Genomic DNA, 22,539 nt, shown 5'->3' with positions numbered 1-22,539 from the left:
GGGTTTTGCATTATTTGGCGTTTATTAAAGGGCAGCGTAGTAAAATCTTAAAAAACGAACATTCTGAAGGTAGGTTTGTTGTTCCCACATTATTCATTTAATTAATATACTACTATATGAAAATCAATACCGGAAGGGGTACAATCCCCCTTATCACGCTTGTCGGCATTTGGTCAGTCTCTGCATTGACTTCCTTGCCGGGATTGGCCGTATCACCTATTTTGGGACAACTTACTACCATTTTTCCACATGCCACGGAACTGGATATACAGATGCTTACCTCCCTGCCTTCGCTGCTGATAATTCCTTTTGTGCTGTTGGCGGGCAAGCTGGCCGAGAAACGTGACTTTGTGCGTCTGCTGAAAGCGGGGCTTTGGATGTTTGCCGCCAGTGGGGTACTTTATCTTTTTTCGGACAAAATGTGGCAGTTGATGGTGGTCAGTGCTTTGCTCGGCATTGGCTCGGGACTGATAATCCCGTTGTCTACCGGTTTGGTTTCACGTTATTTCACGGGGGAGTATAGGGTAAAGCAGTTTGGTTACAGTTCTGCCATCACCAATGTGACGCTGGTTGTGGCAACGGCGGTGACTGGGTATCTGGCAGAGGTAAACTGGCACTTGCCTTTCGTGGTATATCTGCTTCCGTTGGTTTCTCTGCTGCTTGTCGGGTATTTGAAGGGAGATACCGGTCAGCCGCAGAAAACAGAAGATACGGCTACCGTTGTTCCGGAGGAATCCAAGCGTGCGATTCCCGGTAAATACGGCATCCATGTCCGCCATCTGCTACAGTTGATGCTGTTTTATGGCGTCACTACGTATGTAGTGCTGGCGGTTACTTTTGACTTGCCTTTTTTGATGGAGGCCCATCACTTCTCCAGCGGAAATTCCGGATTGATGATCTCCTTATTCTTCCTTGCCATTATGGCTCCGGGTTTCTTCCTGGGGCATATCGTGAAGTGGATGGGGAAACACACAAAGTTTTACAGCCTTTTGTCCATTGCAGCGGGTTTGCTTTTGATATGGATTTCGCCTAAAGAATGGCTGATAATACCGGGATGTATGTTGGTTGGTTTGGGATATGGTGTCATTCAACCGCTGATTTATGACGAGACAGTAGATACGGCTATACCGGAAAAAACAACTTTGGCACTGGCCTTTGTAATGGTAATGAATTATCTGGCGATTCTATTGTCCCCGTTCATTACAGACTTCTTTCAGACCTTGTTCCACACTAATTCCAAGGAATTTCCGTTTATTTTCAACCTCTGCATCACACTGCTCGCTATGTGGTGGGAGTATGCGAGGAAGAAGGATTCTTTGTTGGGGGGGAGTTATGAGTGATGAGTGATTTGTTGGTAATTGTGCTGCGCTACCATGCTGAAAGGAAAATACCAACAAATCACTCATCACTTATAACTTATAACTCAATCGCCTCATATTTCAGCCCGAAGACATCGGCTACAGCTCTGTATGTTACCTTGCCTTCCACTACGTTCAATCCCAACGCCAGAGCCGGATCGTCCTTGCAGGCTTGTCTCCAGCCCTTGCATGCCAGGGCAACGGTGTAGGGCAGGGTGGCATTTGTCAGTGCCATGGTGGAGGTGAAGGGTACGGCGCCGGGGATATTGGCAACGGCGTAGTGCACAATTCCATCCACAATGTAGGTAGGATCGCTGTGCGTAGTGGGATGGGAGGTCTCGAAACAACCGCCCTGGTCGATGGCTACGTCCACGAGTACGGTGCCGGGTTTCATCATCTTCAGCATTTCGCGGGTGATGAGATGCGGGGCCTTGTCACCGGGGATGAGGACGGAACCTACTACCATGTCGATGTTCGGCAATTCCATCTTGATGTTATGGGTGGAAGAATAGAGTGTCTTTACGTTTTTCGGCATCACTTCGCTCAGGTAACGCAGGCGAGGGAGGTTGATGTCTGTAATCAGCACCTCGGCACCCATTCCGGCAGCTATCTGTGCGGCATTGGTGCCCACGATACCGCCTCCGAGGACAAGTACGCGTGCGGGACGTACGCCTGTCACGCCACCCATCAGTTTTCCCTTGCCGCCTTGTGGCTTTTCAAGGAAGCGGGCTCCTACTTGGGTAGCCATACGTCCTGCCACCTCGCTCATAGGAGTAAGTAGCGGAAGTGAGTGGTCTTCTTTTTCCACGGTTTCGTAGGCGATGCAGACGGCACCGCTTTCAATCATGGCTTCGGTCAGTAATTTATCGGCTGCAAAGTGGAAATAGGTGAATACCACTTGTCCCTTTTTAATCAGTTTGTACTCTGGTGCAATAGGTTCCTTTACCTTGACAATCATGTCGGCTGCGGCATACGTGTCTTCAATGGTCGGTAAAGTCTTTGCACCTACGGCGATGTAGTCATCGTCGGAGAAACCGCTGTTTACGCCTGCTGTGGCTTGCACATACACCGTATGACCTTTTTTCACCAATTCGGCTACTCCGGCAGGGGTCATTCCCACGCGGTTCTCGTTGTTCTTGATTTCTTTAGGTACTCCGATAATCATAACCTTAAAGTTTTAATTGGGGGGTTAAACATGGCGCAATATAGCGATTTCCCGGCTTGGGTGTTATCGGTGCATCTATGTTCTTCAACAGAATTTTTATGCATGTTTTAATCAATGATAATTGTAGCTTTCTGTAGGTAGAGAGAACTATTCTTTTTATATTTGCATGCATTTAAAATAATATTGACTGTACAAAATATGAAATATTCTATATTTTTCTCTCTTTTGTTCTTTATTGGTAGTGTGCAAAGCGGCTATGCCCAAGAAACCGATACAGACAAGCCCTCCTTCATCCCGCCTTTTGATTTTCCCATCACTTTCTCCGGTAACTTCGGCGAGATACGTGCCAACCATTTTCATGGCGGACTGGATTTCAAGACCGGTGGAACCATAGGCAAGCCGGTACGCGCTCTGGCCGACGGATATATTTCGCGTATCCGCGTTACCCACGGTTCGGGCTATGTGCTCGATGTGGCTTATGACAATGGTTATTCGACGATAAACCGCCATTTGAGTGCCTTTGTGGGCGATGTGGCCCGCCGGGTTGAAGACTTGCAGTACGAGAAAGAAAGTTGGGAGGTGGAAATTACTCCCGAACCCGATGAATATCCCGTGAAGGCCGGTCAGATAATAGCTTTGAGCGGAAACACCGGATACTCTTTCGGTCCGCACCTGCATCTGGATATGATAGAGACGGCTACGGACGAATATATCGACCCGCTGCCTTTCTTCATGAACAAGGTGAAAGACAAGACTGCCCCGCGTGCCGAAGGTATCATGCTGTTTCCACAGCCGGGAAAAGGAGTGGTGGAGGGCAAGCAGACGCGACGGGCTTTTCCGGCACATCCAACGAAACCCATTACCGCCTGGGGACTGATTGGTGCAGGCATCCGTGCCTACGACTATATGGACGGAGTGCAGAATAAATATGGCGTGAAGACGGTGATTCTCGAAGTGGACGGTGAGGAAGTCTTCCGCAGTACGGTAGACCGCTTTGCCTATGAGGAGAACCGCTATATCAATTCGTGGACACACGGTCAGTACATGAAGTCTTTTATAGAGCCGGGCAACCGCCTTCGCATGCTGCAGGCATCCAACGGCAATCGCGGACTGGTGGAAATCAACGAAGAACGCCCTTACCGATTTGTCTATACACTGAGCGATGCGCTGGGAAATACCTCTAAAGTCCGCTTTACAGTCCAGGGACAGAAGACGATAATTGCTCCGGTGGAATGTCGTGAGAAATATGCCCTCAAATGGGACAAGGTGAACTATCTGCAGGAACCGGGGCTGGAATTGGTCATCCCGAAAGGAATGCTCTACGATGATGTCTTGCTGAACTATTCCGTGCGGGCTGATAGCGGCGACATAGCTTTCACCTATCAATTGAACGATACCCGTATTCCTATGCACAATGCCTGCGATTTGCGTATCGGCTTGCGCCGGCGTCCGGTAGAGGATGTGACCAAATATTATGTGGCGGGCGTAACGGCGCGCGGTGGAAAATACCGTATCGGCGGTAAGTATGAGGATGGTGTCATGAAAGTGCGTATACGGGATTTGGGGACTTATACCGTGGCGGTGGATACGGTTCCGCCGGTGATAACTCCCGTGAACCAAGCCCAATGGGGACGTACGGGAAAAATCATCTTCAAGGCCAAGGACAAGGAAACCGGCATCAATACCTATCGGGGTACGATTGACGGGAAGTATGCCTTGTTTGGAAAGCCCAATTCCATCAGTGGTAACCTGGTGTGCGAGCTCGACCCGAAATATGTGGAGAAAGGCGGCAAGCATGTGGTGGAGATGACGGTGACGGATGGCTGTGGCAACCGTACTACCGAACAGTTTGATTTTGTATGGTAAAGACTGAAATATTTAGTAACATTATAATTTAGAAGTATGAAAAGTAAAAGACTGACTCTTTCCGTCTTGTTTGTTGTGGCAGCCGTGGCGAATGCGCTGGCCTGCACCAATCTTATCGTAGGCAAGAACGCCTCCGCGGACGGTTCTACCATTGTTTCCTATTCTGCCGATTCTTATGGTTTGTTCGGCGAGTTGTATCATTATCCTGCTGGTATGCACAAGAAAGGTACGCTGATTGACATACACGAGTGGGACACCGGCAAATACCTTGGGCAGATAGAGCAGGCGCGTCAGACGTACAATGTCATTGGCAACATGAATGAGTTCCAGCTCACTATCGGTGAGACGACATTCGGCGGACGTCCCGAGCTGGTGGATACCACCGGCATCATCGACTACGGCAGCCTGATTTACCTCGGTCTGCAACGCTCACGCACCGCCCGCGAGGCCATCAAAGTGATGACGGAACTGGTGCAGGAATATGGCTATTACAGCAGTGGCGAGTCCTTCACCATCGCCGACCCCAACGAAATATGGATTATGGAGATGATTGGCAAGGGACCCGGTGTGCGCGGTGCCGTATGGGTAGCTGTCCGCGTGCCCGATGATTGTATCTCCGCTCATGCCAACCAGAGCCGCATTCATCAGTTCAACATGAACGACAAGGAGAACTGTATGTACTCCCCCGATGTCATCTCCTTTGCACGCGAGAAGGGCTATTTTGACGGTGTGAACAAGGATTTCAGCTTTGCCGATGCCTATGCTCCGCTCGATTTCGGTGCCCGTCGCTATTGCGAGGCACGCGTATGGAGCTATTTCAATATGTTTACCGACCGCGGCAACGAGTTCCTGCCTTATATATTGGGTGAGACGGACACTCCGATGCCTCTGTTTGTGAAGCCCAACCGCAAGGTTTCCGTGCAGGATGTGAAGAACGCCATGCGCGACCATTATGAAGGTACTCCTCTCGACATCAGCAAAGATTTCGGCGCAGGCCCGTATCATACCCCGTACCGCCTTTCTCCACTCTCTTTCAAGGTGGGTGACCAGGAATACTTCAATGAACGTCCCATCTCCACCCAGCAGAGCGGTTTCGTATTCGTGGCACAGATGCGCTCCGAGTTGCCCGATCCTATCGGTGGAGTATTGTGGTTCGGCACAGATGATGCCAACATGACGGTATTTACGCCCGTATACTGCTGTACGGACAAGGTTCCCGTATGCTACACCCGTGTGGACGGCGCCGATTACATCACTTTCTCCTGGAACTCCGCTTTCTGGATTTTCAACTGGGTGGCCAATATGGTTTATCCCCGTTATGACTTGATGATGGGCGACGTGCGTGCCACTCAGACAGAGTTGGAGACAACCTTCAACGAAGCGCAGGAAGGCGTTGAGGCTGCTGCTGCCAAACTGCTGGAAAAAGATCCTGCCAAAGCAAAGGCATTTCTTACCAACTATACGAACATGACTGCCCAAAGCACTTTCGATACTTGGAAACGTCTTGGCGAGTTTCTTGTCGTAAAGTATAATGACGGCGTTGTCAAACGTATGAAAAACGGTCAATTCGAACGTAATTCCATCGGCCAGCCGGCAGGCGTAATCCGCCCGGGATACCCGAAGGAGTTCCTTGAAGAGTATGTTAAGCAGACGGGAGACAGATATAAAATGCCTGAATAAAATTAGGATATTTGAACTTATTCTTCTACATTTGTGTCTTACAAAAAAGTTTATATTAACCCTTAAAACAATAACAGTCTTATGGAAAATCAGGAACTGATTAAGCAGGTGACTGAGAAAGCCGAAAAATGGCTTACCCCGGCATATGATGCCGAAACTCAGGCAGAAGTGAAACGCATGTTGGAAAATCCAGATAAAACCGAATTGATAGACAGTTTTTACAAAGACCTGGAGTTTGGAACGGGTGGTCTGCGCGGCATCATGGGTGCCGGTACAAACCGCATGAACATTTACACTGTAGGTGCCGCAACACAGGGCTTGTCCAACTATCTGAACAAATGTTTTGCCGGAAAGAAGGATATTTCCGTTGTAGTGGGCTACGACTGCCGCAACAATAGTGACAAGTTCGCCAAGATTTCTGCTGACATCTTCTCTGCAAACGGCATCAAGGTATATCTTTTTGATGACCTTCGTCCTACGCCCGAAGTTTCATTTGCCATTCGCCACTTCGGCTGCCAGAGCGGTATCAACATCACAGCCAGCCACAACCCCAGAGAATACAACGGCTACAAAGCTTATTGGGATGACGGTGCGCAGGTGCTCGCTCCGCACGACACGGCCATCATAGACGAGGTGAACAAGGTGACGGTGGCCGACATCAAGTTCAACGGCAACAAGGACTTGATTCAGATTATCGGCAAGGAAGTGGATAAGGTTTATCTGGACATGGTTCACTCCATCTCTATCGACCCCGAAGTCATCCGTCGCCAGAAAGACCTCAGCATTGTGTATACTCCGCTTCATGGCGCAGGCCGCGTGCTTATTCCGGACTCATTGAAGGAGTGGGGATTTGAGAATATCAACTGCGTGCCCGAACAGATGGTGAAGGACGGCAATTTCCCGACGGTGGTTTCTCCGAATCCCGAAAATGCCGAAGCCCTTTCCATGGCCATTGCGCTGGCCAAGAAGATTGACGCTGACATCGTGATGGCAAGTGACCCGGATGCCGACCGTGTCGGTATGGCCTGCAAGGACGATAAGGGCGAGTGGGTGCTTATTAATGGTAACCAGACTTGTCTCATCTTCTTGTACTACATCATCAAGAACCGTATTGCAATGGGCAAGATGCAGCCGAACGACTTCATCGTGAAGACCATCGTGACCACTGAACTCATCAAGGCTGTGGCAGACAAGAACAAGATTGAAATGCGCGACTGCTACACCGGCTTCAAGTGGATTGCCCGCGAAATCCGTCTGAGTGAAGGTAAGCAGCAGTATATCGGTGGTGGTGAAGAAAGCTATGGCTTCCTGGCCGAAGACTTTGTCCGTGATAAAGACGCGGTTTCTGCCTGCTCTTTGCTGGCCGAAATCTGTGCTTGGGCCAAAGACCAGGGCAAGACACTCTATGACGTATTGATGGAAATCTATGTAGAATATGGATTCTCAAAGGAAACCACCGTGAATGTGGTGAAACCGGGTAAGAGCGGTGCCGAGGAAATCAAGGCGATGATGGATAACTTCCGTGCCAATCCTCCGAAGGAAATCGGCGGTTCGGCTGTCAGTCTGATTAAGGATTACAAGACGCTGGAACTTACTGATGCCCAGGGCAACGTAAGCAAGCTGGATATGCCCGAGACTTCCAATGTACTTCAATATTTCACTGTAGACGGCACGAAGATTTCTGTCCGTCCTTCCGGTACGGAACCGAAGATTAAGTTCTATATCGAGGTGAAGGGCGAGATGGGTTGTCCGAAATGCTATACCAGCGCCGATGCCGAAGCTGAGAAGAAAGTGGAGGCAGTGCGCAAGTCACTCGGCATTTGATAGGAAAGAGGAAAAAATGTGTATATAGTGTTCGGAGAGGCGTAACCCGTGAGGGCTGCGCCTCTTCCTTTTGCTTCTGTGTTGAAAGAAAACTTAAATAAAGACTTAAACCCGATGGTTGATGAACAAAACGTTTGCAGGGAAGTTAAGTATAGGCAGATTGCGGTTACACACCGATTGGTTGATGTGAATGAGAGTCGTTTCATTCGTAGTTGTTCGTTTGTGAGTGTGTGTTTTCCGCAATCTGCTTTTTAAAATTTCTTCCCCCCCTCTTTTTAATTCTTTAATTTTTAATTGTTCTCCATCCACCAGTCTATCAGCCTTCTTGCGATACTCAGTTTTCGTGGAATTTCGGGCAGGTTGTCTTTGGAATAGAAGGCGGCAGCGGTCAGCTCATCTTCCTGCAGTTTTATCTCCCCGCTTTCGTAGTCGGCAATGAAACCCACCATCAATCCGCTGGGGTAGGGCCAGGGCTGGTTGCTGAAGTAGGTGATGTTCTTTACCTTCAGCCCCGTTTCCTCAAAAACTTCCCGTTCCACACATTCTTCCAGTGTCTCGCCGGCTTCGAGGAAGCCTGCCACCAGTCCGTAGAAGGTTCCTCGGAAGTTCCGGGCATGCACCAGCAGGATTTCGTCTCCTTTGCGTATCAGTACGATGATGGCGGTGGAAACGGGAGGGTACATCTCATTGCCGCAGTTGGGACACTTCTTCATGATGGGGGTCTGGTGCTCCATGGCGGTACCACACACGGGGCAGAAGTGGCTGTGCTCGTCCCAATAGAGTATCTGGAAGGCCTTTCCTGCAGAACGGTACTCGTCCGGCGAGATGTAGTCGTACGATGCGCGCAGGCCTATCATGACCCATTCGTCGGTTTCGGCCACGGGCTGTTCCAAAGCGAATGCACGTACTTGCTTGCCGTTGGGGGGGAACACTTCGTGTATATTACTTCCGGCTTCCGGTGTCAGAGGAGGCTCTATACTGACGGGTACGCTGTATTTTATTTCTCCTTTGTCTGTATATCCTTTTTTCAGCAGCAGTTGGTCTTTGAAGAAGACGAACCACTGCGTGCAGGGTTGGGGTTCTGTTGATTTTTCCATTGTTTGTTGTTTTATTATTTTTTGGGGGGGATGAACACGAAAATACAAAGGCACAGAGATTCTTTTCAAATTAATTTCTATGTCTCTGTGTCTCTGTGCTTGCCCCCCTAAATTTCGTTTGCTGTGTCTTTTTCTTGTCGCACATAGACCGTTGACCTTCCCATTCCGCGGCGGCGCAGGAACCCTTGCCGGATGAAGTTGTTCAGTTCGTCTATGGCGGCATGTCTGGTTAGTCCGCTTAGCTGGATGTATTCGTTCTTGTTGATACATACATTCTGCTTGAGGAACAGTTCCAGTTCGGCTTTTCTTGTTTCTTCGGTGGTCTCTACTACTTTTTTCGATTTCTTGGTAGTGGAGTGTACACGTTCCAACGTCATTTTCTTCTTGATGTTGTTGCGGAACGTGCTGCTGATGCGCAGGTGTACGTTTTGGAATTGGACGGATTCGGAGCGGATTTTCTTTTTCTCGTCGTCGGTCTCGCGCAGGCATTTCAGTGAAGTGCTGAAGAATCCGAGTTCTCCCAGCTCCACGATGTTTCCGTTGGCAAGGAGGTCGCACAACTCGTCAATGCAGGCATCCAATGCTGCCCCTATCACATTCTTGGGCAGATGTTGGAAAGTTGCGATATGTTCCACAAACTCCTTTTGGGTATAAGTCCTTTTCGGGCAGATACGTGCATGGAGTGATTTCTTGTCTTCTTTCCCGTCGGGCGAAGGCGTTTCGTAAAGGTCGTAATACGCGCTCATAAGATATTTATTTTTGTTTATAGCGATAAACAGTTCTCGTCGCTTCGGGGAATTATTTTTGTCGCTAAGCGGATTAATTTTCTTCTTCCTAAAAACTAATCGTCCGACAACTGTTGCATTATCGTCCAACAGTTGTTTAATTATCGTCCGACAGCTGTCGGACGAAACAGAAATGGGTATGGGACGATTAATTCTTAGTGAACAAAGGTATAAAATATAGTGATACGAAGGGTAGTGTTTGGGGAGGAAAGTTTTAGTTTTCGGCAAAAGAGGGGGGATTGTTAAATCCCCAATAATAGGGACTGACCCGATGAAGGACTGGTCACTTACCTGGGGACAATTTGTCTCCAGGTAGAAATGGTAATAGATATAGGAAATGAAAGCAAATCACAACGTGTGTGCGTGTCTGTGTGTATTTGTTTTCCAAAGATAGTGAATCTTAATAAGACTCTCTCTGATTTCCCTACTATTTTGTATCTTTACACACTTTTCTTTATACATGAGTACTGACTATAAATAAATCATATTGTGGAAATAACCCAACGCATTCGTCTCCTCCTTTCCGAAATGAACCGGGGAGTATACGAAAAAGAAACTGAAATAAACCTCTCCCTGCTGGCAGCTCTGGCAGGCGAGAGCATTCTACTCCTGGGACCTCCGGGAGTAGCCAAGTCAATGGTAGCCAGGCGGCTAAAGTCGGCTTTTACAGATGCCCGTGCCTTTGAATACCTGATGTCCCGCTTCTCTACGCCCGACGAGATTTTCGGTCCTGTCAGCATTAGCCGACTGAAAGAATCCGACAAGTATGAACGTGCCATCGACGGCTATCTGCCCACAGCCGATGTCGTGTTTCTGGACGAAATATGGAAAGCAGGCCCTGCCATACAGAACACTCTGCTGACCGTCATCAACGAGAAACTTTTCCGCAATGGCGACAAGGAACTGCATCTCCCCCTCAAACTGCTCGTAGCTGCCAGTAACGAACTGCCCGCTCAAGGCGAGGGACTGGAAGCCCTATGGGACCGCTTCCTTATCCGCATTCTCTGCACCTGCGTCAAGCAGGAAGAGTCTTTCTACAAAATGCTGCTGGACGATTCTGCCGACCATCCGGAAACGACTGCCTGCGAATGGCAAATCTCCGACCGCGAGTATGCCGAATGGCAAGCTGAGATACGCCGCGTAACCTTGCCTCTCGATGTTCTTTCCTGCATCACAGCCATTCGCCACGGACTGACAAGCGTAGAGATGCAAGACTCCGACCTGCGCCGCAATGTCTACGTCAGCGACCGCCGCTGGAAGAACATCGTGAAGCTGCTCAAGACCTCCGCCTTCGTCCACGGCCGCACGGAAGTCTCCATGACCGACCTGCTTCCCGTCTACCACTGCCTATGGAGTGAGCCTGATGAGAGCGTTGCCATCCGTGACATCGTTATCCGTGCCTTATTCGTGTCCCACACAAAACAGATTGCCGGTATCGCCTCCTCGCTGAAATCCGATTTGAAAGTCAGCCGTGTGCGCGAAGCCCTCGACAAAGCCCGCCTTGCCGGCGACCGTAGGGACGATGACCTGCAGATAACGGACCACTTCTACTACCAGGTGGAGAAACATGGTACGGGCAACACCTACATCTTTATCGTGGACTACAAAAATCTGAAGGAGTACAGCGCCAAAGATGCCCCCACCTTGGGCGTAATGTATGTCGACCCCATCAATCCCAAGCGTACCATCATTCGCGCCTTTGCCGACACCGGCGTCGTGAAAGAGGAAGGCACCGAACGCGTCACCCTCTACCGCGACGACAAGCATCTCTACATCAACGGTGTGCGCTTCCCCATGCGGCGTCTGCAACGGGGCGAGGAGCAACAGCTCTGGCTGGGGAACCTCTCCATTACCGACCGCGACTATGAGACGGAACTGGACACTGCTGCCACAAATATAGACCGTTTGGTAAGAGATTTGTCCGACAACCTTTTCGTCTCCGAAGAGGATAAAAAGAGCGTAGCTCAATACGTCTCCATCGTCCGCAAGGAGATAGCCTGGGCGCGTGTGGACATGCGCAAACTGAGATATGGAGACGAATAATCCTCCAGTAACCAAGAAGAAGATGAACACCACCGCCACCCGATATGACACCGCCTTCTATGTGCAGGCACTGGACCGTTTTGTAGCCACCGGAGAGTGTGCTGAGACGGATACCGAGCCCTTGTATGCCTATCTGCTCTCCGTGATGAACGACTCCATGGTCAAGGTGCAGGTGCTGGGCAATGAGGTCTGTGCACGTATCTTTTACGACACCATGATTCAGTTTATCCACTTGAATTTGGAGAAGGAGAGGTACAACCTCCGGAAAAGCCAGTCGGAACGGACCGGGATGAAACTCGTGCTGGAATGGTCCATGGCAAAACGGAAAGATGGCTGGCAAGCCTTGCTCCAGCAGATTTCCGACAAATACCGGAAGTACGGCTTCGACTCCCGCTTCTACCGCAGCCACTTCGGCACAGAAGGAGGATATGCGGACGATGAAGTTTGGGAGAAAATGGTGGACGACTGGGAAGACGCCTTCCAACTGAAGATGCACGAAGAAAAGGAGAAAGAGATTGCTTTCCGCAAAGATGCCCTCGAGCGCAGGCTCCGTTCCAATCTGAAAGACATCCCCGAGTACATCCGCCAGAACCGTGTGGATAAGGACGAATTCTTCCAGACCTGGGGCATGATGAGCGGCTTGTGGAATACCGTCGACTTTGAGCGTATACGGAAAATCGTGCGCATCCAGCGCTCTTGCCCCGAGATAGTGAAAGTGGCCCACAAGATGGGGCGTATGGCAGACGACGAAGGACGTGAGCAAATCCGCGTTGCCGAGGGAAACGTCTACAAAATGGAGCACTCCTCCAAATGTGACATCCTGGGCATCAGTACCGGCAACGACCTCAATGCTCTGCTTCCCATTGAGCTTGCCCATTCCGCCGACAGTGAACTGGAAGATTTGTTCGTCTACAAATACCTTACTCGCAAGCTCCAGACCTTCCGTTATAAATCGGAAATCATGCAGCCTGCCCGGCGCATCGAAACCAAGCCTGCCCGTCCCAAAGGTCCGATGATTGTCTGTCTGGACACCTCGGGAAGCATGGCTGGCAAGCCGGAGAAGATTGCCCACTCTCTGCTGATAAAGCTCCTGGAGATAGCCGACCGTCAACGGCGGAACTGCTTTCTGATAGCCTTTTCCGTCTCCATCCATCCGATTGACGTAAGGAAAGAGCGGGCAAGGCTGCTCGAATTCTTCTCAAAGACAGCTTGCGGGGATACAGATGCCACCCGCATGCTGGAAGCCACGTTCCGCCTGCTCAAAGAAGGCAAGGAGTATATGAATGCCGATGTACTTTGGGTCAGCGACTTCAAGATTCCTCACTCTTCACCTGCCCTTATGGAGGAGATTCGCCGTTACCGGGAAGCCGGTACACACTTCTATGGCCTGCAGATTGGCATCACGGAAAACGAGTGGGCACCTTTCTTCGACCGCATCTATCGGGCGGAGTATATCCCTTCGCGACAGTATTAAAAATTGATGTTTACGCCTCCCATCACCGTGGCTTTCGGCATGGGGAAGCCTGCATTGATTTCATAGCGTTGTGCCAACAGGTTTTCGCCTTTGACGAATACGTCGGCAAAACTGCACAGACGGTAGTTGGCACGTAAGTTCCAGAGCACGAAGTTTTCTTGCTTCTCCTTACCTGGGGTGACCGAGGTATGGAGTCCCTTTACGTATTGTATACCGGTAGACAAGCTCCAGCGTCTTTGCGTAAAGTCCGTACCGGCATAGAGTTTGTGTTCGGGAGCCGCCAGTACCGGATTTTCCATGTGTAGCCAGCTGTAGTTGGCATTCACTTGCCAGTGTCGGTTGATGCGGTAGCCGATGTTGGTTTCCACACCCCAGTTCTCTATCTCTCCGGAGTTGACGTTCTTGCGTAGGGCAGGGTCCGTCATGATGATGTTGTCCCCGTTGATGTAGTATAGGTTCACTCCATAGTACATGGCTCCTCCCAAGAGCTGCCCCGTAAAGGAGAGTTCATAGTTCATCAGGCTCTCCGCTTTCAAATCGGGGTTCTGTGGAGGGAACATGTACATCTCCCGGATGGTGGGGTTACGGAATCCTTTGCTCACCATTGCTTTCAGTTCCGCCTGCCGGGGCAGATGGAAAGCCAGTCCCCCTTGGGGAATCCATTCCGTGCCTACGTGCGAATGGTGGTCTATGCGGACACCGGCGTCCAGTGAAAGCCAACTGTTGATGTCCTGCCTGAAATCCACATAGCCTGCAAATTCATCCATCTGCTTGTCCACGCCGGGGATGCGGTCACCAATCTGCTGTCCGGGTTTTGCCTCGTCGATGGCGACAACCTTGTTCCAGGACTCTCCGCCGAAGTGCTGGTAATCGAAACCTACGGTCAGGCGGTTACCGGTGAAGAGCGTGGCGCTTTGATACCACGATATGCCCAGCATCCGGTCCTTGGAGTTGAAGTGCGACTTCTGGGGCTCTTCTCCGGGGTGGTAGCCGTCGTTAATCCTGTGCCGGCCCCAGTTATAGAAGAAGCTCACGGCGCCGGAAGTACGGTCGTAACGATTTTCCAGTGCGAAGGAGGTCATGCCGCGTGTGATGCGCGAGTCGTTGTCTATATACGGATTGTCGGCTTCGCCGGGATTGGAGGCGTTGAAGCGGGTGATGTTCACGTCGCCCCACAGCTTCCAGGTGTCGCTGAAGTCGTATCCCAGTTTGGCATAGCCGCCATACTGCTCAAACTCCATGTCGTCACGGTGTCCGTCGGTACGGTTGTACGAGCCGGTCACCACGCTGCTGAAACGCCCTTTCCTCACGCGGTTGGAGACTTCCGTCTGCAGGGTATTGTAGGAACCGTATCCTATCTGCGCATTGGTTTTCACCCCGTCCTCCTGCATCTTGCGGGTGACGATGTTGATAACCCCGCCCATTGCATTGGACCCGTAGAGGACGGAGGCGGGACCGCGCAGCACTTCCACCCGTTCGGCCATCATGCTCTGGTAGGCGTCGGCGATGGGATGCCCCATCAGGCCCATGTATTGCGGATGTCCGTCTATCAGCACCAGCAGGCTGGTCGTAGGTCCTCCGGCGGCATTCACCCCGGCGCCTATGCCGCGCAGGCTCATGCCTCCTGCGGCTCCCGTGGATACGCCGTAGCCCATGATGCCGCGGCTTGTGGTGAAAAGTCCGGGCACCTGCTCGGTCAGTGCAGGCAGGATGGAGGGCTGGTAGGTCTGTTCCAGTTGCTGGCGGCCCACTACGGAGATGGTCATTGGCAGGTGGCGGATGTCTGTTTCATTTCTTGTCCCGGTCACTACGACTTCATCAAGCTTGTAGCTTTTCAGCCGGAGGCTGTCGGCAGGTGCGGACAGCATACTACCCGGAAGGGCGATACTTATTAAAATTGCGGTTAAAATCTTTTTATTCATCGTTTATCTATGGTTCTTTTTGCAAAGTTATACAAAAAGAAGAATCTGTATATGATTGGTAATCCTTAAAATGGACAACCAGGGTTGAAGATAAGTCCGTTAAAGGGTTTCCTGCTTCAGCGCTTCCACAAATCGGTCTATCTCCTGCAGTTTCGCCGGGATGTCGATGCCTTGCGGACAGTGCGGGTTGCATTGGCCGCAACCGGTGCAGCGGTTGGCTTGGCGGAGACGGGGAACACTGCGGTCATAGCCTATCAGGAAGGCGCGGCGTGCCTCGCGGTAATTCTCGTCTTGGCTGTTCTGCGGCACGTTGCCCTCGTTGATGCAGCGGTTGTAGTGCAGCAGGATGGCTGGAATATCCAGCCCATAGGGGCACGGCATACAGTATTTGCAGTCGTTGCACGGCACGGTGGGGTATTGCAGCATTCGCTGGGCGGTATCTTCCAGTAGGGTAAACTCCTCTTCCGTACATGGAACAAGCGGGGAGAAGGTACGCAGGTTGTCTTGCAGATGCTCCATGTACGTCATTCCGCTCAGTACGGTCAGCACATCGGGGAAAGTACCTGCAAATCGGAAGGCCCAGGAAGCCACGCTCTCCTGCGGGCGGCGTTGTTTCAGACGTGCCATCAAGTGGTCGTTTAGGCGGGATAGGCGTCCGCCCAGCAACGGCTCCATGATAACGGCGGGAATGTTGCGCTTCACCAGCTCGGCATATAGGTATTCGGCATCCGTGTTGCGGGTATTCACTTCTTTGGCATGCCGCCAGTCTACGTAGTTCAGTTGGATTTGTACGAAGTTCCATTTCAGTTCGTCATGGCGAGAGAGCAGGTAGTCAAAGACTTCGATATCTCCATGATAGGAGAATCCGAGGTTGCGAATACGTCCGGCTTCGCGCTCTTTCAGCAGGAAGTCCAGCATGCCATTGTCCAGATAGCGGGAACGGAGGGCTTCCATGCCGCCCATGCCGATGCCGTGCAGCAGGAGGTAGTCGATGTAGTCCACTTGCAGGTCGCGGAAGGAGCGGTGATACATGGCAAGGGACTCTTCGCGGCTGTGCGTGCTGGGACTGAAGTTGGACAGCTTTGTGGCAAGGAAGAATTTCTCCCGTGGGTGGCGTTTCAAGGCAATGCCCGTGGCGCGCTCCGACAGACCTTGCACATAGGCGGGAGAGGTGTCGAAATAGTTCACTCCGTGAGCAATGGCATAGTCTATCAGGTCGTTCACGGCTTCCTGGTCTATTTCGTCTCCATTCCCATCGGCACGTTTCCGGGTGGGCCATCGCATGCATCCGTATCCCAGCAGAGAAACCCGGTCGCCCGTGTTGGGGTTGGTACGATAGGTCATCTTGCCGGTTGGTATCTCGCCCAGTGCGGCCGATTCGCTTTCCCCGTTGTTCTTGTTGCCCGAACAGCCGTACAGGGCTGCTGCCGAGGCAAGCGTTCCTGCACCGGCGAGTTTGAAGAAATCGCGGCGGTTTATCTTGTTCTTATTGTCTTCTTTCATTGTGATAGGACTGAAATTATAAATGGATATTTGGATGATAAAGCTGCTTCAGACAGTTCTGTGCATCACATGGCCTTCCACATAAATGGCACTGAACGGACGCGACGGACAAAGGTTCTCGCATGCTCCGCATCCGATACAGCGTTCGGCGTTGACTACCGGTATCTTGATGGAGGCTTCGTCTTCCGGGTCTGAAGGAACCATCTGTATGGCACCGGCCGGACAATGGCGGGCACAGTTCCCGCATTCCATCTTGTCTGTGATGCAGATGCAATTCTCCTTAATCCATACGGCATGACCGATTTGGACGGCCGATTTCTCGGCGAGGCTTGTCAGATGGATGGCATCGGTAGGACACACCTCCGCACACTTGGCGCATTCGGGGCGGCAGTAACCGCGTTCGTAGGACATTTCCGGCTGCATCAGTTTTGTCAAGTCCGAAGAAGGACGGAGCACTTGGTTGGGGCATACCGATACGCAGAGCTGGCAGGCTGTGCAGTGTTGTGCAAAGTGGCGGGCGCTCAGTGAGCCCGGAGGAGTGATGGGAGTGGCGCGCTCGGGGATTTTTTTGTCCTCGATGACAGCCAGTCCACCGTCCACTTTCTTCTCCTGCGCCTTGAGGGCTGCCGTAGCAGCAAACACGGCAGTTGTAGAGAGAAATGCGCGGCGGGCGTCGTTTACCTGCTCCGGTGCCACGGAGGTTTCCTGGGAGACAGCAGCGGAGGCCGGCTTGCGGCGTGTGTAAGTGATGGCACCTTTCCTGCACTTGTTGATACAGTCCATACATGCCACGCAACGACTGTAATCTATTTCGTGTGCCTTGATGTTGATGCACGATGCCTTGCAGTTGCGGGCACAAAGTCCGCAGTTGTTGCACTTCTTTGTGTCAATCACCGGTTTCAGCAAGGAATACTTCGAGAGGAAACCAAGCACTGTACCTACCGGACAGATGGTGTTGCAATAGGTACGTCCGCCCCGCCATGCCAGCACGATGAGGACCACCAGAGTGACTGTGGCAATCAGCAGGGTAGGGAGACTCTTCATCCATACATCCGTTTCATAGAAGGCATAGCTGTCAGCACGTTCGGCCAGGTAGGCCAGTCCGTTGTTTGCCCACTGGTAGAGTGGGGAGAAAAGGCTGGAAACGATGCGCCCGTATGAGCTGTAAGGGGCCAGCAGCACGACAAAAGAGTTCAGTCCGCCGATAATGGCAAGTACGAATACTCCCAGCACACCGTAGCGTAGCCATTTCAGTGCGGACGAGTAGCGGAAACGGTTTTTCTTCCGTTTGGCGGAGAGCCAGGAAACAATGTCCTGGAATACTCCCAACGGGCAGATGACGGAGCAGTAGATGCGTCCGAATACCAAGGTCAGCACTGCAAGAAACAGTACTACACCGATGTTCAGTGCCAGCACGGCCGGCAGGAATTGTATCTTCGCCATCCATCCGAACCAGGCATGCAGTGTTCCCGTGAAGTCGAGGAACAACAGCGTGATGAGTGCGAAGAAGATGACGGCAAGGGTCAGTCTGATGGTACGTAGCATAAATGTATTGTATAGCGGTTAGTATTCGTTCTTTATACCTTTTTTCCCATCTCGTAGGCTTCGTGCATGGAAGGCTTGTCGTTTATCTCGCCCACCTTCCAGGCACCCACGCCATAAATGGTGCCGCATTCTTTGGGCTCTTCCAGGCAGTCGAGGAAGCCACGGAAACCATCGATGGTACGTTCCATCATGGGGACACTTTCTTCGGCGGCGGCGATGATGAAGTAGAACTCCTTGTTCTTTATTTCAAGGTAGCGTGCACAACAACGGTCAATCAGTGTCTTCATCTGCGCGCTCATGGTGTAGAAGTATACGGGAGTTGCCATGACGATGACGTCGGCGGCAATCATCTTTTCCACCACTTCGGCGGCATCGTCCTTTTGCGGGCAGGGTTTGCCGTACATGCTGCATACGCTGCATCCCGTGCAGTAGTTGATGTGCTTGTCTTTCAGGAAAATCTTTTCTACTTGATGTCCGGCCTCTGCGGCACCGCGCATGAATTCATTGCACAAGAGGTCGGAGTTTCCATTCCTGCGGGGACTGGAGGAGAGGATTAATACTTTTTTGCTCATATTCGTTGTTTGTTAGTTAGTAAATGATTACGTGCTGCAAAAATAGGCAGGTTTTATGAGAATGGCAGTATACAAATTACGGTTGTTGTTACCTAAATTACTGATTCATTCCAAAAGTATCTCCCGTTCGATGCCGGTGTCTTTCAGAAACTCCCGGTCGTGGCTGATGGCAATTACGGTGCCGGCGTAGTCGCGTATCGTTGCCGTTATTATTTCTATGCTCTCGATGTCCAGATTGTTGGTGGGTTCGTCCAGAATGAACATATCCGGGGTATTGTCGGCAATCATCAGGCAGCAGAAGGAGAGGCGCATCTTTTCGCCGCCACTCAGTTTGCCGCACGGCTTGTTCCACACGTCGCGGGGAAAGAGGTAACGGTTGAGGATGGTTTTCACTTCATGTTCCGGCAGGTGGCGGTGGTTGAAAGCTTCTGCTTGTTGGAGTACGCTGCGCTCATTACGGACGAGGGAGTATTCTTGGTCCAGATAGACGGAGGTGAAGCCGGCACGCTCCATCACTCCGTCGGTGGGGTGCAATTCGCCCATGATGAGTTTCAGCAGGGTTGTTTTTCCACTGCCGTTTTTTCCTTTCAGGCTGAGGCGGTCGCCGCTTCTTAGCTGGAAGGTGAGGGGAGAAGCCCAGAGACTCTTTGCAGCCGTCTCCGTGTGGGGTGTTTCTACGGGGGAGGCTGTATGGTCGGGATAATGGAAGTTGACGTTCCTTGCCGTAATCAGAATCTTGCCCGTATGCAGATGGGAGGTGTTGAAGTCTGTTTTCAGCTTGTCCGTCTGCGACAGTAAACTTTTGATGCCTGCCATTTCCGTCTGCAGCTTTTCCGCTTTCTCCGCATGTATGCTGCTGAGTCTGCTACTGCTGTTTTCCGCATTGTTTTTCAGTGCTCCCATCATGATGCGGGGAATCCCCTTTTTAATGGAGTTTTTTTCTCCCCGCACATTCTGTTTGGCCTTCCGTTCTTCTACTTCGCGTGCCACTTTGCGTGCAAGGCGCAGGGCTTTCTGCTTCTCTTCTAGTTGTTGGGTGAGGGCGTTTTGTTGCAGGGTCTTCTGTTTTTTGTAGAAGTCGTAGTTTCCGCTGTAATACGTCAATCCCTGGGAGGAGAGTTCGCAGATGGCAGGCAACTGATTCAGTAGCGTGCGGTCGTGACTGATGACGAGCACGGTAGCCGATGTCCGTCGTATCAAGTTATACAGACGTTCCCGTCCATCCGCGTCCAGATAGTTGGTCGGTTCGTCCAGCAGGATGGCTGTTGGGTTGTGCAACTCCATGCCTGCCAGGAAGATGCGGGTCTTTTCGCCGCCGCTAAGTCCTTCCATCGGACGGGAGAGTGTGATACCGTCCAGTCCCCAGCTGTCGAGAGAAGCCTGGGCGCGTTCTTCCACGTTCCAGTCATCATTGAGCGTATTGAAGTGCTTTTCGGTAGCGTCACCGCTTAGGATGGCATGCAGGGCAGATAGCTTGTGGCTGATTCCCAAAGCTTGTGCTATTGTCTGCCGGTCGTATTGTCCGAAGTGCTGGGGCACGTAGTACAGATGTTCGGGGCGTAGCACCGTTCCCGAACTTGGTGACAAGTCTCCTGCCAAAATGCGCATGAGGGTAGACTTGCCGCAACCGTTATTTCCGGTCAGGGCTATTTTATCTCCGGAGTTGATACTCAAATGGAGGTGTGAAAACAAGATTTCCTTATCTGTATGGATATAGCTAAGGTCTTTAATGATAAAGCTCATAAGTTTCTACTGTGTTTTTAGAAGTAAGAATGATAGGGGAGATGCAAGCATTCCCCGAAATTGAAATTCTCGAAGGGGAGGGGTACGGACAAACACAGTATTGGCTAAACATCTATATAGGTGATACTCAGCGTTCAGTCTGAAAAAGCATGTTGATAGTGATGTTTACCGAAATGTGTTGTCTTTAGTCGGATATTCTCATCGGTGGAATTAATTGGTTAGTGGGCGCAAAGGTAATGATTTCCACTGAATAACAAAGGCTTTTTGCGATATTAATATCGTGTCGGCAAGAAGTTAATATCGTGTTTGCAAGAAATTAACTTCCTGCAGACACGATGTTAATACTTTATTGGTTCTGTTACTTCATGGCCGAAGCATCGAACGAGAGTGGCAGTAATTCTCCCACATTCTTCAGCTCGTAGATTCCCTTTTTGCCATATAGCAACACCCTCATGGGATGCTTGAAGCGCTTCTCCGTTTCGAGCATCACTTGCCGGCAGGCGCCGCAGGGAGGGATGGGAGACTCCAGGAATTCGTTGTGCTCGTTGCGTGCGGCAATGGCGAGGGTGGTTACCGCCTGGTCGGGATGTTGGGAGTTGGCATAGAATAGGGTGGTACGTTCTGCGCACAGCCCGGAAGGATAGGCGGCGTTTTCCTGGTTGGTGCCGGTCACTACAATACCGTTTGCCAGTCTGGCTGCAGCTCCTACCGAGAAGTGGGAGTAAGGGGCATAGCTGCGGTTGGTAGCCTCGCGGGCGGCATCCATCAGTTCGCGGTCGGCGGCATCCAGTTCTTCATAGTCGTATATCTTGACGGCGATTTCGATATTTAATTCTTTCATAAGGCAAAGGGTTATATTGTAATTAATGTTACAAAGATAGAAAAGAGATTGGTTATTTCAATTCTTTTACGGACTTTTGTGCAGAACTCAACATTTTAAGCATGAAACGGATTTTCAGACTGACTGCTATCATAGCATTTCTTTTTATTTCCATAACAACAGTGCAGGCACAACGCCGGAATGCCCGCTACAATGAGTATATCAAACAGTATGCTCCCCTTGCCGTGGAGCAGATGCAACGTCATAAGATACCTGCCAGCATCACGCTGGCCCAAGGGCTGTTGGAGAGCGGTGCCGGATACAGTGAGCTGGCGCGCAAGAGCAACAATCACTTCGGCATCAAGTGTGGAGGCAACTGGCGCGGACGGACGGTGAGGCATGATGACGATGCCCGCAATGAATGTTTCCGCGCTTATCGCAATCCGAAAGACTCTTATGAAGACCATTCCGATTTCTTGAAACGGGGAGCACGTTATGCTTTTCTTTTCAAACTGAAGATTACGGACTATAAGGGTTGGGCGCGCGGCTTGAAGAAGGCCGGCTATGCTACCGACCCGTCGTATGCCAACCGCTTGATAACCATTATTGAGGACTATGAACTGTATAAGTACGACAGCCGTGGCATGAGCAAGCGCGATGTCCGCAGTTGGGAGAAGGAACTGAAAAAGAAACCTTGGCTGGCCAATCCGCATCAGGTGTACATTGCCAACGATATAGCTTATGTCGTGGCGCGCGACGGAGACACCTTCCAGGTGTTGGGCAAGGAGTTTGACATCAGCTGGAAGAAGCTGGTGAAATACAACGACCTCCATAAAGAATACACACTGGAGGCGGGAGACATTATTTACTTGAAAGAAAAGCGCAAGAAAGCCGCCAAACCCCATACCGTCTACATAGTGAAAGACGGTGATTCCATGCATACCATTTCCCAAAAGTACGGCATTCGTCTGAAGAACCTTTATAAGATGAATCGCAAGGATGCGGAATACGTGCCGGAGATTGGCGACAGATTGAGATTAAGATAAAGAAGCTATCCGAAAATGTACAGGGTGTCCGAAAACGGACACCCTTCTTTTTTGTCTTTTCGCTTACTTTCAGGGGGTTATGATTTTGGCATGGAT

General features: G+C 51.0%; 16 protein-coding genes. 7 read left to right on the top strand and 9 right to left on the bottom strand.

Going from position 1 to position 22,539, the window contains the following annotated elements:
* Positions 1 to 116 precede the first annotated feature (116 nt).
* A complete protein-coding gene (locus tag DXD78_RS05290) occupies positions 117 to 1,340 on the top strand; it encodes an MFS transporter (RefSeq protein WP_005832250.1) in 1,224 nt (407 codons plus the stop codon).
* 76 nt (positions 1,341 to 1,416) lie between these two features.
* On the opposite strand, the gene ald is transcribed toward DXD78_RS05290, so the two are convergent.
* Complete coding sequence (ald, locus tag DXD78_RS05285; RefSeq protein ID WP_009038263.1) at positions 1,417 to 2,523, bottom strand: alanine dehydrogenase; 1,107 nt, start codon at positions 2,521 to 2,523, stop codon at positions 1,417 to 1,419.
* Between the two features lie 198 nt (positions 2,524 to 2,721).
* On the opposite strand from ald, the gene DXD78_RS05280 reads away from it, so the two are divergent.
* The 3 genes from DXD78_RS05280 (at position 2,722) to DXD78_RS05270 (ending at position 7,893) form a co-directional block, all read left to right on the top strand.
* Complete coding sequence (locus DXD78_RS05280) at positions 2,722 to 4,389, top strand: M23 family metallopeptidase (RefSeq protein WP_034529614.1); 1,668 nt, start codon at positions 2,722 to 2,724, stop codon at positions 4,387 to 4,389.
* 36 nt (positions 4,390 to 4,425) lie between these two features.
* Complete coding sequence (locus DXD78_RS05275) at positions 4,426 to 6,069, top strand: C69 family dipeptidase (RefSeq protein ID WP_005831190.1); 1,644 nt, start codon at positions 4,426 to 4,428, stop codon at positions 6,067 to 6,069.
* Positions 6,070 to 6,150: 81 nt separating this feature from the next.
* Positions 6,151 to 7,893: a phospho-sugar mutase gene (locus DXD78_RS05270; protein WP_009038265.1), complete on the top strand. Its 1,743-nt coding sequence runs from the start codon at positions 6,151 to 6,153 to the stop codon at positions 7,891 to 7,893.
* 290 nt (positions 7,894 to 8,183) lie between these two features.
* On the opposite strand, the gene nudC is transcribed toward DXD78_RS05270, so the two are convergent.
* Both nudC and DXD78_RS05260 read right to left on the bottom strand, forming a co-directional pair.
* Positions 8,184 to 8,990, bottom strand: a complete 807-nt coding sequence (gene nudC / locus DXD78_RS05265; protein ID WP_009038266.1) for an NAD(+) diphosphatase — start codon at positions 8,988 to 8,990, stop codon at positions 8,184 to 8,186.
* 107 nt (positions 8,991 to 9,097) lie between these two features.
* Positions 9,098 to 9,736, bottom strand: a complete 639-nt coding sequence (locus DXD78_RS05260; RefSeq protein WP_005832241.1) for an HU family DNA-binding protein — start codon at positions 9,734 to 9,736, stop codon at positions 9,098 to 9,100.
* Between the two features lie 528 nt (positions 9,737 to 10,264).
* On the opposite strand from DXD78_RS05260, the gene DXD78_RS05255 reads away from it, so the two are divergent.
* Together DXD78_RS05255 and DXD78_RS05250 are read left to right on the top strand one after the other, a co-directional pair.
* Positions 10,265 to 11,818, top strand: a complete 1,554-nt coding sequence (locus DXD78_RS05255; RefSeq protein ID WP_009038268.1) for an AAA family ATPase — start codon at positions 10,265 to 10,267, stop codon at positions 11,816 to 11,818.
* 22 nt (positions 11,819 to 11,840) lie between these two features.
* On the top strand, positions 11,841 to 13,292 hold the full coding sequence (locus DXD78_RS05250) for a hypothetical protein (protein ID WP_009038269.1): 1,452 nt from the start codon (positions 11,841 to 11,843) through the stop codon (positions 13,290 to 13,292).
* On the opposite strand, the gene DXD78_RS05245 is transcribed toward DXD78_RS05250, so the two are convergent.
* The 6 genes from DXD78_RS05245 to cdd all read right to left on the bottom strand — a co-directional run bounded on the left by DXD78_RS05245 (position 13,289) and on the right by cdd (position 21,418).
* Positions 13,289 to 15,160, bottom strand: a complete 1,872-nt coding sequence (locus tag DXD78_RS05245) for a TonB-dependent receptor (RefSeq protein ID WP_370448303.1) — start codon at positions 15,158 to 15,160, stop codon at positions 13,289 to 13,291. The two genes, DXD78_RS05250 and DXD78_RS05245, sit on opposite strands and share 4 nt — an antisense overlap.
* 153 nt (positions 15,161 to 15,313) lie before the next feature.
* Positions 15,314 to 16,717, bottom strand: coding sequence for an aldo/keto reductase (locus tag DXD78_RS05240; protein WP_117652560.1), 1,404 nt, complete (start codon positions 16,715 to 16,717; stop codon positions 15,314 to 15,316).
* Between the two features lie 48 nt (positions 16,718 to 16,765).
* Positions 16,766 to 18,262 (bottom strand): 4Fe-4S binding protein, encoded by a 1,497-nt coding sequence (locus DXD78_RS05235; RefSeq protein WP_055288604.1) that lies wholly within the window; start codon positions 18,260 to 18,262, stop codon positions 16,766 to 16,768.
* Positions 18,263 to 18,294: 32 nt separating this feature from the next.
* A complete protein-coding gene (locus DXD78_RS05230) occupies positions 18,295 to 18,834 on the bottom strand; it encodes a flavodoxin family protein (RefSeq protein ID WP_087333058.1) in 540 nt (179 codons plus the stop codon).
* Between the two features lie 105 nt (positions 18,835 to 18,939).
* Positions 18,940 to 20,577, bottom strand: a complete 1,638-nt coding sequence (locus tag DXD78_RS05225) for an ABC-F family ATP-binding cassette domain-containing protein (RefSeq protein WP_117652559.1) — start codon at positions 20,575 to 20,577, stop codon at positions 18,940 to 18,942.
* 358 nt (positions 20,578 to 20,935) lie between these two features.
* Positions 20,936 to 21,418, bottom strand: coding sequence for a cytidine deaminase (gene cdd / locus DXD78_RS05220; RefSeq protein ID WP_005831168.1), 483 nt, complete (start codon positions 21,416 to 21,418; stop codon positions 20,936 to 20,938).
* Positions 21,419 to 21,519: 101 nt separating this feature from the next.
* On the opposite strand from cdd, the gene DXD78_RS05215 reads away from it, so the two are divergent.
* Complete coding sequence (locus tag DXD78_RS05215) at positions 21,520 to 22,443, top strand: glucosaminidase domain-containing protein (protein WP_035448747.1); 924 nt, start codon at positions 21,520 to 21,522, stop codon at positions 22,441 to 22,443.
* Positions 22,444 to 22,539: the final 96 nt, after the last annotated feature.

Origin of the sequence: Bacteroides sp. D20, from assembly GCF_003436255.1 — a bacterium.
Classification (GTDB): domain Bacteria; phylum Bacteroidota; class Bacteroidia; order Bacteroidales; family Bacteroidaceae; genus Bacteroides; species Bacteroides uniformis.
Note: the sequence above shows the minus strand (reverse complement) of the source record. Positions and strands in the feature narration are given on the sequence as shown.

Excerpts from the sequence above, each read along its gene's own strand:
- DXD78_RS05290 (WP_005832250.1), top strand. The coding sequence starts at position 117 with ATGAAAATCAATACCGGAAGGGGTACAATCCCCCTTATCACGCTTGTC.
- ald (WP_009038263.1), bottom strand. The coding sequence starts at position 2,523 with ATGATTATCGGAGTACCTAAAGAAATCAAGAACAACGAGAACCGCGTG.
- DXD78_RS05280 (WP_034529614.1), top strand. The coding sequence starts at position 2,722 with ATGAAATATTCTATATTTTTCTCTCTTTTGTTCTTTATTGGTAGTGTG.
- DXD78_RS05275 (WP_005831190.1), top strand. The coding sequence starts at position 4,426 with ATGAAAAGTAAAAGACTGACTCTTTCCGTCTTGTTTGTTGTGGCAGCC.
- DXD78_RS05270 (WP_009038265.1), top strand. The coding sequence starts at position 6,151 with ATGGAAAATCAGGAACTGATTAAGCAGGTGACTGAGAAAGCCGAAAAA.
- nudC (WP_009038266.1), bottom strand. The coding sequence starts at position 8,990 with ATGGAAAAATCAACAGAACCCCAACCCTGCACGCAGTGGTTCGTCTTC.
- DXD78_RS05260 (WP_005832241.1), bottom strand. The coding sequence starts at position 9,736 with ATGAGCGCGTATTACGACCTTTACGAAACGCCTTCGCCCGACGGGAAA.
- DXD78_RS05250 (WP_009038269.1), top strand. The coding sequence starts at position 11,841 with ATGAACACCACCGCCACCCGATATGACACCGCCTTCTATGTGCAGGCA.
- DXD78_RS05245 (WP_370448303.1), bottom strand. The coding sequence starts at position 15,160 with ATGCTGTCCGCACCTGCCGACAGCCTCCGGCTGAAAAGCTACAAGCTT.
- DXD78_RS05240 (WP_117652560.1), bottom strand. The coding sequence starts at position 16,717 with ATGAAAGAAGACAATAAGAACAAGATAAACCGCCGCGATTTCTTCAAA.
- DXD78_RS05235 (WP_055288604.1), bottom strand. The coding sequence starts at position 18,262 with ATGCTACGTACCATCAGACTGACCCTTGCCGTCATCTTCTTCGCACTC.
- DXD78_RS05230 (WP_087333058.1), bottom strand. The coding sequence starts at position 18,834 with ATGAGCAAAAAAGTATTAATCCTCTCCTCCAGTCCCCGCAGGAATGGA.
- DXD78_RS05225 (WP_117652559.1), bottom strand. The coding sequence starts at position 20,577 with ATGAGCTTTATCATTAAAGACCTTAGCTATATCCATACAGATAAGGAA.
- cdd (WP_005831168.1), bottom strand. The coding sequence starts at position 21,418 with ATGAAAGAATTAAATATCGAAATCGCCGTCAAGATATACGACTATGAA.
- DXD78_RS05215 (WP_035448747.1), top strand. The coding sequence starts at position 21,520 with ATGAAACGGATTTTCAGACTGACTGCTATCATAGCATTTCTTTTTATT.